This is a genomic window from Hymenobacter sp. IS2118 (assembly GCF_000715495.1).
In the GTDB taxonomy this organism is placed as follows: domain Bacteria; phylum Bacteroidota; class Bacteroidia; order Cytophagales; family Hymenobacteraceae; genus Hymenobacter.
In genome coordinates, this window is the sequence record NZ_JNLX01000085.1 from 53,299 (window position 1) to 68,583 (window position 15,285).

Annotated in this window: 12 protein-coding genes; 4 read left to right on the forward strand and 8 right to left on the reverse strand. The window is 58.4% G+C overall.

Annotation, left to right across the window (positions count from 1 at the left end; genetic code table 11):
- Positions 1-85: 85 nt before the first annotated feature.
- The 6 genes from GM79_RS07670 to GM79_RS07695 form a co-directional block, all read right to left on the reverse strand.
- The gene (locus GM79_RS07670; protein WP_035561735.1) at positions 86-1,534 is read right to left on the reverse strand and encodes a TolC family protein; all 1,449 of its coding nucleotides are present in this window, start codon (positions 1,532-1,534) and stop codon (positions 86-88) included.
- An 87-nt stretch (positions 1,535-1,621) separates the two neighbouring features.
- Positions 1,622-4,813 (reverse strand): efflux RND transporter permease subunit, encoded by a 3,192-nt coding sequence (locus GM79_RS07675; RefSeq protein WP_035561738.1) that lies wholly within the window; start codon positions 4,811-4,813, stop codon positions 1,622-1,624.
- A gap of 144 nt (positions 4,814-4,957) precedes the next feature.
- Positions 4,958-6,049 carry an efflux RND transporter periplasmic adaptor subunit gene (locus GM79_RS07680; RefSeq protein ID WP_035561741.1) on the reverse strand — a complete coding sequence of 364 codons (1,092 nt, stop codon included), beginning with the start codon at positions 6,047-6,049 and terminating at the stop codon, positions 4,958-4,960.
- A 305-nt stretch (positions 6,050-6,354) separates the two neighbouring features.
- Positions 6,355-7,704: a sensor histidine kinase gene (locus GM79_RS07685; RefSeq protein ID WP_035561743.1), complete on the reverse strand. Its 1,350-nt coding sequence runs from the start codon at positions 7,702-7,704 to the stop codon at positions 6,355-6,357.
- Positions 7,705-7,749: 45 nt separating this feature from the next.
- The gene (locus GM79_RS07690; RefSeq protein WP_035561746.1) at positions 7,750-8,421 is read right to left on the reverse strand and encodes a response regulator transcription factor; all 672 of its coding nucleotides are present in this window, start codon (positions 8,419-8,421) and stop codon (positions 7,750-7,752) included.
- Between the two features lie 262 nt (positions 8,422-8,683).
- Positions 8,684-9,061, reverse strand: coding sequence for a hypothetical protein (locus tag GM79_RS07695; RefSeq protein ID WP_152559893.1), 378 nt, complete (start codon positions 9,059-9,061; stop codon positions 8,684-8,686).
- A gap of 101 nt (positions 9,062-9,162) precedes the next feature.
- On the opposite strand from GM79_RS07695, the gene GM79_RS07700 reads away from it, so the two are divergent.
- Entirely contained in the window at positions 9,163-10,116 is a 954-nt protein-coding gene (locus GM79_RS07700; protein ID WP_035561751.1) for a hypothetical protein, read from the forward strand.
- Positions 10,117-10,190: 74 nt separating this feature from the next.
- Here the strand turns inward: GM79_RS07700 and GM79_RS07705 are convergent, their stop codons facing one another.
- A complete protein-coding gene (locus tag GM79_RS07705) occupies positions 10,191-11,285 on the reverse strand; it encodes a Fic family protein (RefSeq protein WP_035561754.1) in 1,095 nt (364 codons plus the stop codon).
- Positions 11,286-11,455: 170 nt separating this feature from the next.
- On the opposite strand from GM79_RS07705, the gene GM79_RS24735 reads away from it, so the two are divergent.
- Positions 11,456-12,202 carry a hypothetical protein gene (locus tag GM79_RS24735; RefSeq protein WP_152559894.1) on the forward strand — a complete coding sequence of 249 codons (747 nt, stop codon included), beginning with the start codon at positions 11,456-11,458 and terminating at the stop codon, positions 12,200-12,202.
- 64 nt (positions 12,203-12,266) lie between these two features.
- Positions 12,267-14,183 (forward strand): ABC-F family ATP-binding cassette domain-containing protein, encoded by a 1,917-nt coding sequence (locus GM79_RS07715; protein ID WP_035561769.1) that lies wholly within the window; start codon positions 12,267-12,269, stop codon positions 14,181-14,183.
- A 75-nt stretch (positions 14,184-14,258) separates the two neighbouring features.
- On the opposite strand, the gene GM79_RS24740 is transcribed toward GM79_RS07715, so the two are convergent.
- Positions 14,259-14,666, reverse strand: coding sequence for a hypothetical protein (locus GM79_RS24740; protein ID WP_152559895.1), 408 nt, complete (start codon positions 14,664-14,666; stop codon positions 14,259-14,261).
- A gap of 164 nt (positions 14,667-14,830) precedes the next feature.
- Here GM79_RS24740 and GM79_RS07720 point away from each other — a divergent pair.
- On the forward strand, positions 14,831-15,285 hold a 455-nt coding region (locus tag GM79_RS07720; protein WP_035561203.1), incomplete at its 3' end, for a hypothetical protein.

Consider the following 15,285-nt stretch of genomic DNA (forward strand, 5'->3'; position numbering starts at 1 on the left):
GATCTAAAATTGGAACTATCGTAAATCTAAATACTAAATCTAGTCCCCCTTCCCCCGGAGGGGAAGGGGTTAGGGGATGGGGTGCCTACTTCCAGCCGCCGCCCAATGCCCGATACACCTTCACGGTGGCCTGCAGCTGCTGCATGCGGGTTTCGGCCAGGTCAAACTTCGATTCCAAGGCTTCGCGCTGGGTGAAGAGAACTTCCGTGTACTCGGCGCGGGCGGAGCGGAAAAGGCTGTTCGAGATGTCGACTGACTGGTTCAGGGCTGCTACTTCCTTGGCTTTGGCGTCGTAGCTCTGGGCCAGGTTGCCGATGCTGGATAGTTGGTTAGCTACCTCGATGTAGGCGTTGAGCACCGTTTTTTCGTAGCGGTACACGGCCTGGGTTTGCACGGCATTGGCGCTGTAATAGGCGGCCTTGATACCGTTGCGGTTCACCAGGGGCGCTATCAGGTCGCCGCCCAGCGAGTACAGCAGGGATTGGGGACTGGACACCAGCAGGCCGGGCGTGAACGCCGCCAGGCCGGCGCCGGCCGACAGCCCCAGCCGCGGATAGAAGTTGGCGCGGGCCACCTGCACGTCGAGCTTGGCGGCGCCCAGCTGCTGCTCGGCCTGCCGGATGTCGGGGCGGTTGGCGAGCAGCTGGGCGGGCAGACCGGCGGTGATGGCGGCCGGCAGCAGGGTATTGAACGAGGCGTCGTCGCGGGCAATGGGCTGCGGGTAGCGGCCGGCCAGGTAATTCAGCTCGTTTTCCGTTTCCACAATCTGCTGCCGGAGCTTGAATTGCAGGGCGCGGGTGTGCTGCACCTGGGCCTCAAAGCGCTTCACAGCCAGCTCCGTAGTGCGGGCCGACTCTTTTTGCAGCTTCACCAGCTCCAGGGCGTTACTCTGGATGCCGATGTTCTGCTGCACGATGGCCAACTGATTATCCAGCGCCAGCAGCTCGTAGTACGCGTTGGCGATTTCGGAAATCAGGTTGGTCACCATGAAGTTTTTGCCCTCCACGGTGGCCAGGTAGCGCAGGGCGGCGGCCTTTTTGGCGTTGCGCAGCTTGTGCCAGATGTCAACCTCCCAGGTGGCAAACGCACCGATTTGAAAGTTGGTGAGCGGGTCGGGCGTGCGGCGGTTTTCCTTGATGTCGACCTGCTCTTCGGTAGCCCCTTGCAGGGTATAGCGGCCCACCTTTTCCACGTCGGCGCGGGCGCCCAGGTTCACGAAAGGCAGGTATTCGCCGGCGCGGGCGCGCACTTCGTTGCGGGCAATTTCAATTTCCTGGAGCGTGATGTTCAGCTCCTGGTTGTTTTGCAGGGCGGTTTCCACCAGGGCCTGCAGGTTGGGGTCGGTAAAGAACTGCTTCCACGGCAACCGGGCGGCATTGGCGCTATCGGCGGCCGCGGCCGAAGGCGCCACGGGGTAGCTGGCCGGCACGTTGCGGCTTTCATTTTTCACCACCAGCTCGGGGGTTTTGCAGGCGCCTACCGCGAGGGCCAGACTAGCCGCGCCGAGGCATTTGTAAAACAGGTTATTAGGCATTCAATGTGAGGTAAGCTTTAGCTTGCCGTGTAGGTTACTGACTATTAACTATTAGTGTTATCACGGCAAGCTAAAGCTTACCGCACCTTAGGCATAAGGCTCCATTTCTTCCAGCTGCACACGGGGCTCCACGCCTTCGAATACCGGCGACTCGTTTTCGTCCCGAATCAGCTTGTTGTCGCCGGCCAGGGTGCCGAAGAAGAAGTACAGGCCGGGGATGATAATTACCCCGAACACGGTACCGAACAGCATGCCACCGAGCGCCGACGACCCGATGGTGCGGTTGCCAATGGCGCCCGCGCCGGTAGCCACCACCAGCGGAATGAGGCCGGCGATGAAGGCGAACGAAGTCATGAGAATGGGGCGGAATCGGACTTTGGCACCCTCAATGGCCGCGTCCCTAACGCTCATGCCCTCCTCGTGCTTCAGGGCCGCGAATTCGACAATCAGTACGGCGTTTTTACCGAGCAAGCCGACGAGCATTACCAGGCCCACCTGGGCGTAGATATCATTGGCTAGCCCGAATATTTTAATGAACAGAAACGAGCCGAACACGCCCGCCACCAGCGAGAAAATAACGGCCAGCGGCAGCAGGAAACTTTCGTACTGCGCGGCCAGCACCAGGTACACGAAGATGAGTACGATGCTGAAAATTATGGTCGATTCGTTGCCGCGCCCCATCTCGTCTTTCGACAAGCCGCCCCAGTCGATGTCGTAGCCATGAGGCAGGTCTTTGGCCACTTCCTGCACCGCTTTCAGAGCCTCGCCCGAGCTGAAGCCGGCCGCCGCCCCGCCCCGGATGGAGGCCGTGGTGTACATGTTGTAGCGGTTGATTTCGTTGGCGCCCTGCGTCTTCACTATTTTCATGAAGGCCGAGAACGGCACCATGTCGCCCTTGTCGTTTTTGGCCCACATGTTCAGGATGTCCTCGGGCAGCTTGCGGTATTCCGGCGAGGCCTGCACAAACACCTTGAAAAAGCGCTGGTACTTGATGAAGCCCAGCTCGTAGGTCGAGCCCACCATGATGCTCAGCGTGTTCATGGCGTTGCCGATGCTCACGCCCTTCTGCATGGCCAGCTCGTTGTCAATCTTTAGCTCGTACTGCGGGTAGTTGGCCGAGAAGAAGGTGAACAGGCCGGCCAGCTCCGGGCGCTTTTTGAGCTTACCCATGAATTCCTCGTTCACCTTTTCCAGCGCCTTGTAGTCGCCGGAGTTGGTTTTGTCGAGCAGCTGCAGCTGGAAGCCGCCCGCGGCCCCGTAGCCCGGCACGGCCGGCGGCTCGAAGAATTCGATGGTCGCGCCCGGAATTTCGTGCGCCTTCTTTTCCAGGTTTTCCACGATATCGGCAATGGATTCCTTGCGCTCCGACCACGGCTTGAGGTCGAGTAGCAGGGTGCCGGCGTTCGAGCCGCGGCCTTCGGTGAGCACCTCGTAGCCGGCCAGCGAAGACACGTTGGCGACGCCAGGCACGTCCTTCGCCATTCCGGCCAGGCGCTGCGACACGGCATTGGTTTGCTCCAGCGTAGTGCCGGGCGGCGTCTGCACAATGGCGTAAATCAGGCCCTGGTCTTCGCTGGGGATGAAGCCGGCCGGCAGCCGGGCCGTGATGGCCCAGATGCCCAGCCCAAAGGCAATGAGCATGGCGAAGGTGATGAGGCGGCTGGCCACAATGCGCTCCAGCAGGCCCACGTAGGCGTTGGTCAGCCGCTCAAACCCGCGGTTGAACCAGTCAAAGAAGCGCTGCATGGGCGTTTTCTTCTTGGCCTGGCCGTGGTTGTTTTTCAGAATCATGGCGCAGAGCACCGGCGTGAGCGTGAGCGCCACCAGACCCGAAATCATGATGGCCGTAGCCATGGTGATGGAGAACTGCCGGTAGAAAATGCCCACCGGGCCGCTCATGAACGACACCGGGATAAATACGGCCGTCATCATAATGGTGATGGCGATGATGGCGCCGCTGATTTCGCCCACCACCTTGCGCACGGCGTTGTAAGGCGAAAGGTGCTCCTCCTCCATTTTGGCGTGCACGGCCTCAATCACCACAATGGCATTGTCGACCACGATGCCGATGCTGAGCACCAGCGCAAACAGCGTTATCATGTTGATGGTAAGTCCAAACGCCTGCATGGCCACAAACGAGCCCACCAACGACACCGGCACGGCAATGGCCGGAATGAGGGTGGAGCGCCAGTCGCCCAGGAACAGGTACACCACGAGCGCCACCAGAATAAAGGCGTCGCGCAGGGTGTGAATCACGTTCTCGATAGAGGCGTCGAGGAAGTTCGACACGTCGTAGGTGATTTTGTAGTCCATGCCGGGCGGGAAGCTGCTTTTCTTCAACTCCTCCAGCTTGGCTTTCACCTCCTTAATCACGTCCGAGGCGTTGGAACCGTATGTTTGCTTCAGCACGATGGCGGCCGAGGGGTACTGGTTCAAGTTGGAGTAGATGTCGTAGTACTCCGAGCCCAGCTCCACGTTGGCCACGTCTTTCAGGTGCAGGCTTTCGCCATCGGCGTTGGCCTTGAGGATGACGTTCTTGTACTGCTCCACGTCGTTGAAGCGGCCCTGGTAGCTCAGCACGTACTCCAGCGACTGCGCCTGCTTGCCGTCGGAGCGGCCGATACGGCCCGGCGAGCCGATGACGCTCTGCTCTTCCAGGGCCTTCATCACGTCATCAACCGAGATGTTGTAGGCCCGCATGCGGTCGGGTTTCAGCCACACGCGCATGGCGTACTGCCGGCTGCCCAGGATGCTGGCCCGGCCGATTCCGCCCAGGCGCTGCAGCTCGGGTATCATGTTCACACCGGCGAAGTTGAACAGGTACTTCATGTCGGTGTTCTTGTCTTTCGAATACAAGTTCACGTACATCAGCATGTTGGGTACCACGCGGTTCACAATTACGCCCTCGCGCTGCACCAGCAGCGGCAGGCGGTTGAGCACCTGCGCAATGCGGGTGTTCACGTTCACCACGGCCTGGTCGGGGTTGGTGCCCAGGTTGAATACAATCTGAATGTTGGCCTCGCCGGCGCTCACCGCGTCGGAGGTCATGTACTTCATGCCCGGCACGCCGTTCACGGCCTGCTCCAGCGGAATCAGCACCGACTCGGTGAGCACCTTGGCACTGGCCCCCGGGTACGAGGCGCTGACCATCACCAGCGGCGGCGAGATATCCGGAAACTGTGACGTGGGCAGCTGCATGATGGACAGCCCGCCCATCAGCAGAATGACCACCGATATAACAATGGCGAAAACGGGCCGCCGAATGAATTTACTAAACATAACTAATGAGTTATTGAAGCCAAAAGGCCGTCATGCTGAGCTTGCCGAAGCATCTCTACCGCAGCAGTAATTAGATGCCATTGCTACGAAGCGGTAGAGATGCTTCGGCAAGCTCAGCATGACGTGCTTTTCCGAGCATTGCCGCTATTCGCTGTACACTTTCAGGTTATCGATAACCGACTTCGGCGTGCGGAAATCGTACTTCACTTTTTCGCCATCCTTAACTTTGCGCAGGCCTTCGAGCAGAATCCGGTCGGTGGCGGTGATGCCCGCTTTGAGGACGTAGAGGTCGGGCATTTCGGAAGCGATGTTGATTTCGCGCTGGTGCACCACGTTCTTTTTGTCAATCACGAAGACGTACTTTTTCTCCAGCACTTCGAACGTGGCTTTCTGCGGGATGATGAGGGCGTTTTTCAGCGGCACGGTCATCAGCACACTGCCGGTTTCGCCGTTGCGCAGCAGCCCATCAGGGTTAGGAAAAGTGGCTCGGAAGGCGATGTTGCCGGTTTCGTTGTTGAAATCGGCCTCAATGGTCTGCACCACGCCGGTCTGGTCAAACTCCTCGTTGTTGGCCATGCGCAGCTTCACCTTCGTGGCTTTGTCACTGGCTTTGGCGTGCTGCTTGTAGGTGAGGTACTCGGCTTCGGGCACGTTGTAGTACACCCATACTTTGCTGTTGTCGGAGAGTGTGGTCAGCAGGTCGCCCTCATCCACCAGGCTGCCCAGGCGGCCCTGGAAGTGGTCCATAATGCCGCTGAACGGGGCCTTTACTGTGGTAAACTGCAGGTGCGTCCGGGCCAGCGACACGTCGGCATTGGCCTTGTCGTACTTGGCCTGGGCCAGCGCCAACTCGCTGCCCGACACGATGTTCTTATCGGCCAGCTTCTTGGTGTTTTGGTATTCCAGGCCCACGTAGTTGGCTTCGGCCTGGGATTTTTTCAGTTCGGCCTGGTAGATGGTGGGCTTAATCTGAAACATCAGCTGGCCCTGCGATACGTGCTGCCCCTCGTCTACATAAATCTTCTCCAGGTAGCCTTTTTCCAGGGCCCGCAGCTCGATGCGCTGGAAGGAGTGAATCTGGGCCACGTACTCCTTGGTGATGATGGTATCTTTCTGCAGGGCACTGGTAGCCACCAGCTTAATCTGCTCTTCTACTTCTTTTTTTTCTTCCGAGCAGCCTGTACCGCAGTACAGGGCACACAGGCTCACCAGCGTGAGCAGGGGCATTCTTTTCATAAACCGTTTCTTCGCTTTTTGCAATAAGCAAAGGTGCGGTAGCTGTATTAACCTGAGATTGGAAGGGAATTAGAAGTTTCTAATGTGGGAATAATTCCGGTTTGCCAGTGACTTTGGCAACCGTTTGATTCCACTCCTGACACCGAATGGCCGTCATGCTTCATCTGGCGTCCGCGCAGTCTAAGCATCTCTACCGCAGTAGTAAACCCTCCGGCGGCAACGAAGCGGTAGAGATGCTTCGACAAGCTCAGCATGACCGTTGAGGATGTTTGTTGATGAGCAGTAAATAGTTACAGCATTTTCCCTCAAACCCACAGCCGAAACTCTGTGCCCTCGCCCACTGCCGACTGGGCCGCCACGCCCCCGCCGTGCAGCTCCGCGATGCGCTGCACCAGGCTCAGTCCCACGCCGTTGCCGCTGATGCGGGCGCGCACGGCCTCAGCCCGGTAAAAGGGCTCAAAGATGTGCGGCAGGGCGGCGGCGTCGATGCCGATGCCGACATCGCGCACGGTGTAGGTGCAGCCGCCGGGGCTGGCGGCCAGGCTCACGTGCACCGCCGCACCGGCGGGCGAGTACTTGCAGGCATTATCCAGCAGGTTGAGGAGGGCCAGGGTGAGCAGCTCGGCGTGGGCCGGGGCCTGGCAGTCCTCCACGGCATCGGGCAGGTGCAGCTCGATGGTAGCGGCCGGGTAGCGGCGCTGCACGGCCTGCACGGCATCGAGCAGGGGTTCGGTGAGGAGCACGGGCGTCAGGGGCAGGTCGTGGGCGGGTTTTTCCTGGCTCAGCTCGGCCAGCAGCAGCAGGTCGTTGGTGAGCGAGATGAGGCGGCGCACCTCCTCGGTGGCGGAGGCCAGCGCGGCACGAAGCTCCTCCGGCCGCTCGTCGTAGGCCCGCGAAATATCAAGCGTGCCCAGCAGGTTGGCCAGCGGCGTGCGCAGCTCGTGCGAGGCCTGCCACACAAAGGTCCGGTTCTGGGCCACGGTATCGGCCAGGCGAGCGAGCAGGGCGTTGAACTGGGCCGCCAGCCGGCCCAGCTCGTCGCGCCCGCTGCCGGCCGAAAGCCGCTGGTCGAGAGTACGCGAGGACAGGGCCTGGATTTCCTGGCTCAGCGCCAGCACCGGACTCAGGGCGCGGCCCGCGAAGAGGTTGGCCAAGGCCACCACCAGGGTCAGGCCCAGTATATTAGTAATGAGTAGGTTATTTCGCAAACGCACGAGTCCCTCCTGCCCGTACTTGTCCTCGGCCGTCACGATGACGACGAACCGCTCATTCCCCTCCTTCGTGTAGAGGGCCACGCCCAGCGCCGGGCCCTGCCCAAAAGCCACGCGCCCGGCCGTACGCGCCCGGCGCAGCAAGCCGGCCGTGCCCACCAGCCCGGAGTTGGGCCGGCTGGCGTACACGCGCTGGTTGGCGTCGTTGTAAATGGCTTCGTATTGGTTTTCCTGGGTCAGCAGCAGCAGGGCGTCGGTGGGTTCCAGCCGGTCGTGCCGGCGCACGTACACCTTGGCCGTGGCCTCGGCTTTACGGAGCAACAGCCCTTCAAAAGTGTCCCGCTGGCTGCTGCGCTCAAAGAAATACACTCCGCACGACACCGCCGCGACCAGGGCCAGCATCAGGCCGGCAAAAAAGAGCGTGAGGCGGGTGCGGATGGTCATAGAAGCAAACGGGCAGTGGGCGGCCAGGCGGTGGGAGGCAGCAGGTTACTCACGCAGCACGTAGCCCATGCCCACCACTGTGTGAATGAGTTTGGGCGTAAAATCTTTGTCAATCTTACGGCGCAGGTACGTGATGTACACGTCGATGACGTTGGTATTGGTATCGAATTTCAGCTCCCACACTTTTTCGGCGATATCCACCCGCGACACCACGTGGCCCTGGTTGAGGAGCAGGTATTCGAGCAGCGCGTACTCGCGGGCGGTGAGGGTAATGGGCTGGCCGGCGCGCTCCACGCGCTTGGTGGTGAGGTGCAGCGTGAGGTCGGCCACGCTCAGGGTACGGCCGGGTCCGGCGTCGTGGTAGCGGCGGTAAAGGGCCCGCACCCGCAGCAGCAACTCCTGAAACTCGAAGGGCTTAACCAGGTAATCGTCGGCGCCGGCGTCGTAGCCCTCGGTTTTGTGGCCAATGCCGCCCAGCGCGGTCAGCAGCAGAACGGCGACCTGCGGCAGCTCGGCCCGCAGGCGCCGGCACACCTCAAAGCCGTTGAGCAACGGCAGGTTCACGTCCAAAATCACCAAATCGTAGTCGCCACGCAGGGCCATGCTCAGCCCCAATTGGCCGTCAAAGGCCGCATCGACCCAGTAGCCCTCGCCCTCCAGGCCCTTCCGCACAAAAGAGCTGAGCTTGGCTTCGTCTTCGACCAACAGAATTTTCATAGAACAGCAGCAGCAGCTTGCGCAAGGAGGCGCAAAGGTAGCCGCCCGCCGGGGCTGTGCCGAGGCGCTACTCCGGGCACTCGTTGTCATTACCATTCGACAACAATTACGGCTATTATCCGCATCGGGCATTTGCAACGAGTGCAACGCAGAGCGGTGGCAGTTCCCGGCTGCGCAAGGCTGAAGAATGCGGGCGCTTGGACCAGTGCTCGCACTACTGGCTGCCTACCGTTGTGGGGGCGCAGCCCCATCTATACTACTGCTACGCCAGCAGCCGCGCCTGATGCGCCACGCCGATAAGCCTGGGCGCGTTGAGCAATGTAGCCAGCAGCAGCTCCTTGGCGGCCTGCTTGCGCTCGTCTTTGCTCAGGTTTTGGGTTTCCTCCTGCACCAGCTCGCTCAGGGTTTTGAAAGCGATGAGCAGCGCCTGATGGCGCGGCTTTTCGGCCAACAGCTCGCCGTAGGCCCGCGTCATTTCCTCCTGAATGCGAACGCGCTTGAGGTGAAAGATGGAGTCGTTGACGACCAGCGGCTGCATTTTCTCCAGCAGCCGCAGCAACGGCAGCAGCTTAGTAGCCGTGGCGGCAGCAGCTTTGGTGAGGTGCGGATGGCGGGGCGGAGGAGAATCGGCGGCAGGCATGGTGCGGGCGAATGGGATGTAGTGCAACGCAAGATAGCGGACTTGCGACTGCTGCGACGGGCGGGGTTGGGCAGGAGAATCAGGGATGGTTACTTTGCATTATGGACTTCCTTCTGAAACAGGCTCGACTCTTATTGCTGGGCTTATTTGTACTGACTGGCTGCCACGATAAATCGTCTGACACGGCGCAGCGTGTTGACGAATCATCTGTTGCGCCTGATTCGGCAAATGCTCCTCTCCGGCCTACTACGCATGGCGCCGTTGCCGAAGACGCTGTTGCTCAACAGCTAAAAGCACTTTTGGGTGGCGCTTGGCTAAATACAACCTACACTGCCCAATTGCTGAAAACCCATTCACCTCGCAAAGCGCACGGATACTGGGGCGCTAGCGGCATAACGGTGATGCTGATTGACCCAACGTCTTTTGAAGGCGACAGCTTGGCGGTCGCGCTCGGCTTTTCCAATCACGAAGGGATGCCGTTGCGCTACGTTCACCTTAGCGAGAGCAAGAGTGCTAATTCATGGCGCACTACCTCTTATGCGGAATCATTTGGAGATGACTGGTCTGAAACGAGTCTTCGCTACCAAACCCATAACGCTGACACCCTGTTGCATCTCGACCAACGAAACAAAAAAACGGGGCGGATTATCACGACAACATTCAGGCGGGTGCGCGGTGCTTCCGGTACGGGCGCGGCCTTGCAAGAGCCCCCGCTGCAAGCGCCATTGGCTCGTTTTATCAATGACCTACTTTTCACCGGCACCCATTCCATGACAGATTCTGCCGGCCTTATTTCTTCGGCACACTTCACGCCAAGTGGAAACGTGAAGGGTCTACCAAGCCACAAATCGTATGAGGTAAATACCGATTTTACAGGGCCATTCCATGAATTCGACACCGTATTTTTAGATATCTACCAGAAGTCACAAGAAGAGTTGGCTTTTGCCACAAAAGGTGACACCATCCGGCTCTTCGCGGTGCATGATGACACCACCAGTTACGAGCGTCAGCGCGGGCACTTGCGCTACACGCTGATTCGGCAAAGCCGAAATTAATAGCCCAGGCAAAACACCCGGCCGTACCTGCTGCGACTTGGGAATCCGTTATCTATCGGGCAAACCCCAACGGACTACGCCAACCAGTAAGCTGTACTACGCCCCCCGGCGGCCTCTTGCACCAACACCTGCTGCCTCACCAGCGCCTGAATGTCGCGCCCGGCCGTATCCTGCGAACACTTGGCAATGGCGGCCCATTTTGAGGAAGTGAGCTTGCCCTCGAAACCATCCAACAGCCGGTTGAGAATCTTTTGCTGCCGGGCATTGAACTGCTTCGGCGCGTGCTGCTCCCAGAACCGGGCTTTTTCCAACACTTTCGCCAGCGTTTGTTCCGTCGCCGCCAGCGCCCGGCTCAGGCAGCCCAGAAACCATTCCAGCCACGCCGTGATATCCAGTCCGCCCTTTTGCGTCGCTTCCAGCTGCGCGTAATAATCGGCGCGCTCCAGCCGGATTTGGGCCGACATGCTGTAGAAGCGCTGCGCCGTGCCATCGGCCCGCGCCAGCTGCAAATCGGTAATGGCCCGCGCCAGCCGCCCGTTGCCATCCTCAAACGGGTGGATGGTGACAAACCACAGATGCGCCACGGCCGCTTTCAGCACGGCATCCAGCTCCGACGCATCGTTGAACCACGCCAGAAACTGCTGCATCTCCGGCGTCACGTCAGCCGCTTCGGGCGCTTCAAAATGCACTTTCTCGCGGCCCAGCGCCCCCGAAACCACCTGCATCGGTCCTTTGCTGCCCGTGCGCCACGCCCCCACCGCAATGCGCTGCAAGCCGCTCCGCCCTGCCGGAAACAACGCCGCCTGCCAGCCAAAAAGCCGCTCGTCCGTTAGCGCCTGGTTAAATTTTTGGGTGGCATCGAGCAGCATTTCCACCACGCCTTCCACGCGGCGCTCGGCGGGCACCAGCCCGGCCACGTCTAGCCCCAGCCGCCTGGCCAGCGAGGAGCGCACCTGGTCGGCTGCCAGGTACTCGCCTTCGATTTCGCTCGATTTCAACACGTCCAGTGTGAGCGTCTGGAGCGTGGCCTCAGCCTGCACCGCAAAGCCCCGCGCTTCCATCTGCCCCAGCACGCGCCCTTGCTGGTGCCGCACGGCCCCCAGCAGCGTCTCCAGCCGCGCCGGCTGCCAGGTGAAACGGGGCCACTCGGGGCGCTGATAGATGTACATGGCTATTCTCCGCAGATGTTGCGCCGAATGTAAGGATTATTCTCCGCACCGGGCCGTCGTGCCCGCCGCGACGGGCCGGGTCGGGAGCCGATGGAGGGGCTCAAGTAACTGGCCGTGCTGAGATACTGTTATTGTCACGAAATTGTGCCCCACAAACTGCTCTAGCTGATATGAGACACAAAAATCAATTAAATGCCAGACGCCTCACCCAACAGCAGGTGCAATACATAATTCGGACTGAGGGCAGATTGCACAAAGAATTTACTGCTTCTCTGGAAGAGAAGTATGCATCTGGTTTCGTAAAGCGTGACGAAGTGTATGAGTTGAAAGGCAACCGTTTTTTGTATGTTTTTGACCCAAAGGGGTGGGTGCTTCCTGGTAAAGGGGATATTTATCCTGAAGAATACTTCCAAAGATTCGTCAACTGGGTGAAACGCGTAAAAACCGATAATGCTGCTGGCCGCAGTAGTTCAGTTGACCATTGGCATTTCTATTCTCAGTATAAATCAGGTTTGGTTAATCACCTGGATACACTGGAATCAGAATTGGCAGATAAGCTTGGTATTAGCAGAAACTTACTCGACAAAAGCTACGCAAGCTTAGACCTTATTTCTACCGCTTGTGATAAATACGGAATAGATAATGCGTTCGAAAATTTATATGACAACCTAGTTGCCTATGTGGGCGAGGTAATTCGACAAAGGGTGAACGGGGTTTGGGCAATCAATAGAACGCATAGTGGTGGCGAATATCCATTTGTAAGCATCGGCTTTGATAGTGTTCAATACATGGCTATCAATGCAACTTGGTGTGCGCTGAACGGCATTGACCCAATTGATTTCAGAAAGGAAGCCGGTAATGAAATACGGCAACAAGCTTCAAGGGCCAACTACGCAAGATTAACGCAGAAGCAATAACAGCCTTTCTATATACAGTCCAGCCCACCCAACCCCGCCCGCCCCGGCCGTACCTTTGCGACCTATGAATCTGTTATCCGCCGAGAACATCTCGAAGAATTACGCCGACCGCTGGCTGTTTCAAAACCTCAACTTCGGCCTGCAACAAGGGCAGCGCGTGGCCTTTGTGGGCATCAACGGCACCGGCAAAACCACACTCATGCGCGTGCTGGCCGGCCTCGAAATCCCCGATACCGGCTCGGTTAGCGTGCGCAAGGGCATCCGCGTGACGTACCTGGGCCAGCAGCCCGTGTTCGATGAGAGCCTGAGCGTGGAGGCCACCATCTTCGCCAGCCAGAACGACACGCTCAAGGCCATTCAGGAGTACGAGCACGTCATCAACGACGCCGACCACAAGCCCGACGACCTGCAGCGCGTGCTGGAGCGCATGGACGCGCTCAACGCCTGGGACTACGAAGCCCAGGTGCAGCAGATACTCTCGCGCCTCGGCATCCTCGGCGAGCTGCTCACGCGCAAGGTGAACATGCTCTCGGGCGGGCAGCGCAAGCGCGTGGCCCTGGCCCGCGTCCTCATCGAAGAGCCCGACGTGCTGCTGCTCGATGAGCCCACCAACCACCTCGACCTGGCCACCATCGAGTGGCTCGAAAACCGCCTCTCCTCCCCCACCCTCACCCTGCTGATGGTGACCCACGACCGGTATTTCCTCGACAGTGTGGCTAATGAAATAGTGGAGCTGGACAAGGGCCAGATGTACCGCTACCAGGGCAACTACGCCTATTTTGTGGAGAAAAAGGCCGACCGCGAAATGCGCGAAACCGTGGAAGTGGAGAAGGCCCGCCAGCTCTTCAAAAAGGAGCTCGACTGGATGCGCCGCATGCCCCAGGCCCGTGGCACCAAGCAAAAAGCCCGCATCGATGCCTTTTACGTGACCAAGGACAAGGCCAGCACCAACCTAAACAAACAGCAGATTGAGCTGAGCGTGAAAACCACCCGCCAGGGCGGCAAAATCATCGAAGCTCACAACCTGACCAAGAAATTCGGCGACCTCACCGTGCTCGACGATTTCAACTACGTGTTCAAGAAGAAGGACCGGATTGGCCTCGTCGGCCCCAATGGCGTGGGCAAATCCACGCTCATGAACATGCTCACCGGCAAGCTTGCGCCCGACAGCGGCACCCTGGAAGTGGGCACCAACACCGTATTTGGCTACTACACCCAGACCGAGCTGGAATTCGACCCCACCCAGCGCGTCATCGACATCGTGAAGGAGGTGGCTGAAGTAGTGGAGCTGGCCAACGGCGACGTGCTCACCGCCAGCCAGTTCCTCAACCTGTTCCTGTTTCCGCCGGCCCAGCAGTACACGCTGGTGAACAAGCTGAGCGGCGGCGAAAAGCGACGCCTGCAGCTGTTGCGCGTCCTCATCAAGAACCCCAACTTCCTCATTCTTGACGAGCCCACCAACGACCTCGACTTGGGCACGCTCAACATCCTGGAAGACTTCCTGATGCACTTCACCGGCTGCCTGCTCATCGTGAGCCACGACCGGTACTTCCTCGACCACCTAGCCGAGCACCTCTTCGTGCTTGAGCCCGGCGGGGCCGTCCTCAACTTCCCCGGCAACTACACCGACTACCGCGACTACCTCGAAGAGCGCGAGACCGAAGCCGCCCTCGAAGCCGAAGAGAAAGCCGCCAAAGCCGCCCGCGCCGCCGCCAAGCTGGCCGCGCCGGTGGCCGTGAGCACGGCAGTGGCCCCTTCTCCTCAGAAACGCCGCGCCACCTTCGCCGAGAAAAAGGAGTACGAGCAGCTCGAAAAAGCAATGGCAACTTTAGAAGCCGAAAAGCAGGAAATTACCGGCAAGCTGAACGGCGGCGCAGGTAGCCCGCAGGATTTCGCCGCCTGGGGCGCACGGTTGTCGGCGTTGAATCAGGAACTGGAGACGCAGGAGTTGCGCTGGCTGGAACTGGCGGAATTGGGGTAATTACCCGGTTTGTTATAAAAAGAAGGACGCCGCATCTAAATCGCAGCGTCCTTTTTTTTGTAAAGCACCTGTAATTTATTTTACTAAATCGACTACAACCTTTACCATGGCGTTGTACTGGCGGGAAATACTTCCAGTTGCGGGCTCTTCCCTCCATTCATTAATCTTGGATTTACTCCAAATATTTTGCTCTTTAGCTGGTCGCATAAATTGAACACAGGGGCGATAATCGAATCCGTACATATCAACGAAAGGCATATCCGGCGCAACAAATTCAAGTGCGATAAAATATCCCTTTTCGGAAACCGGAATATTAAAGCTGCTTAAATCCCACTCATCCCAACCTTCACAGGGGTGAGGATTTAATACGATATTTTCATTTAAAAGGTCTTTGCCTGGGGAAGCACAATCATCTTGAGCTTCATAAATATGCAGGCGAAACCTAGACTTTGGGAAGCCGTTTCCACCAGTATAGAATGCCAATCCCCTTAGATTACCATACCTTCTATTCTTTGCACTACTAATATAAAAAGCATATTGAGCATTCGGCAATTCTTCAATTTTTTCCGTTTTTAATAGTTGAACTGTGTGTTTTTTATTAGACTTGTTGCAGCGGCCTAGGCAATGAATAGTGTGGATATTTGAGCATGAAAATCTCCGTTCAAGACTTGAAAACACCTCGTCAATGGCGTTCTGCGTTGGGGTGTGATGCCCATCATTTCGAGCAACTTCTGGCGGTATTCCAGCGGGCCTATGCGGCGTTGCACGAGATGCAACTCGCTGAAAGGATGGTCATTCATCCCGCTGGAACGCGCATGAAGGATGAGGAAGATTTGCTTTTCTTCACCCTGTTTAGTTGCAAATCAGGACTGACTTATGACGTGCTGGGATTGGTCTGTGGCCTGGACGGGGCCACGGCCAAGCGCCGACAAGACGAAGGCTTAGCCGTGCTGCGGGAAGCACTCCGTTTGGCGGGTTGTTTGCCGGAACGCGAATTTCAATCCCCCGCCGAGTTGCAGCGCTATTTTTCTAAACGGCGGGCCGTGCTCGTCGATGCCACCGAATTCGCTACCCAACGACCAGCGGAAAAAACCGCGCAAAA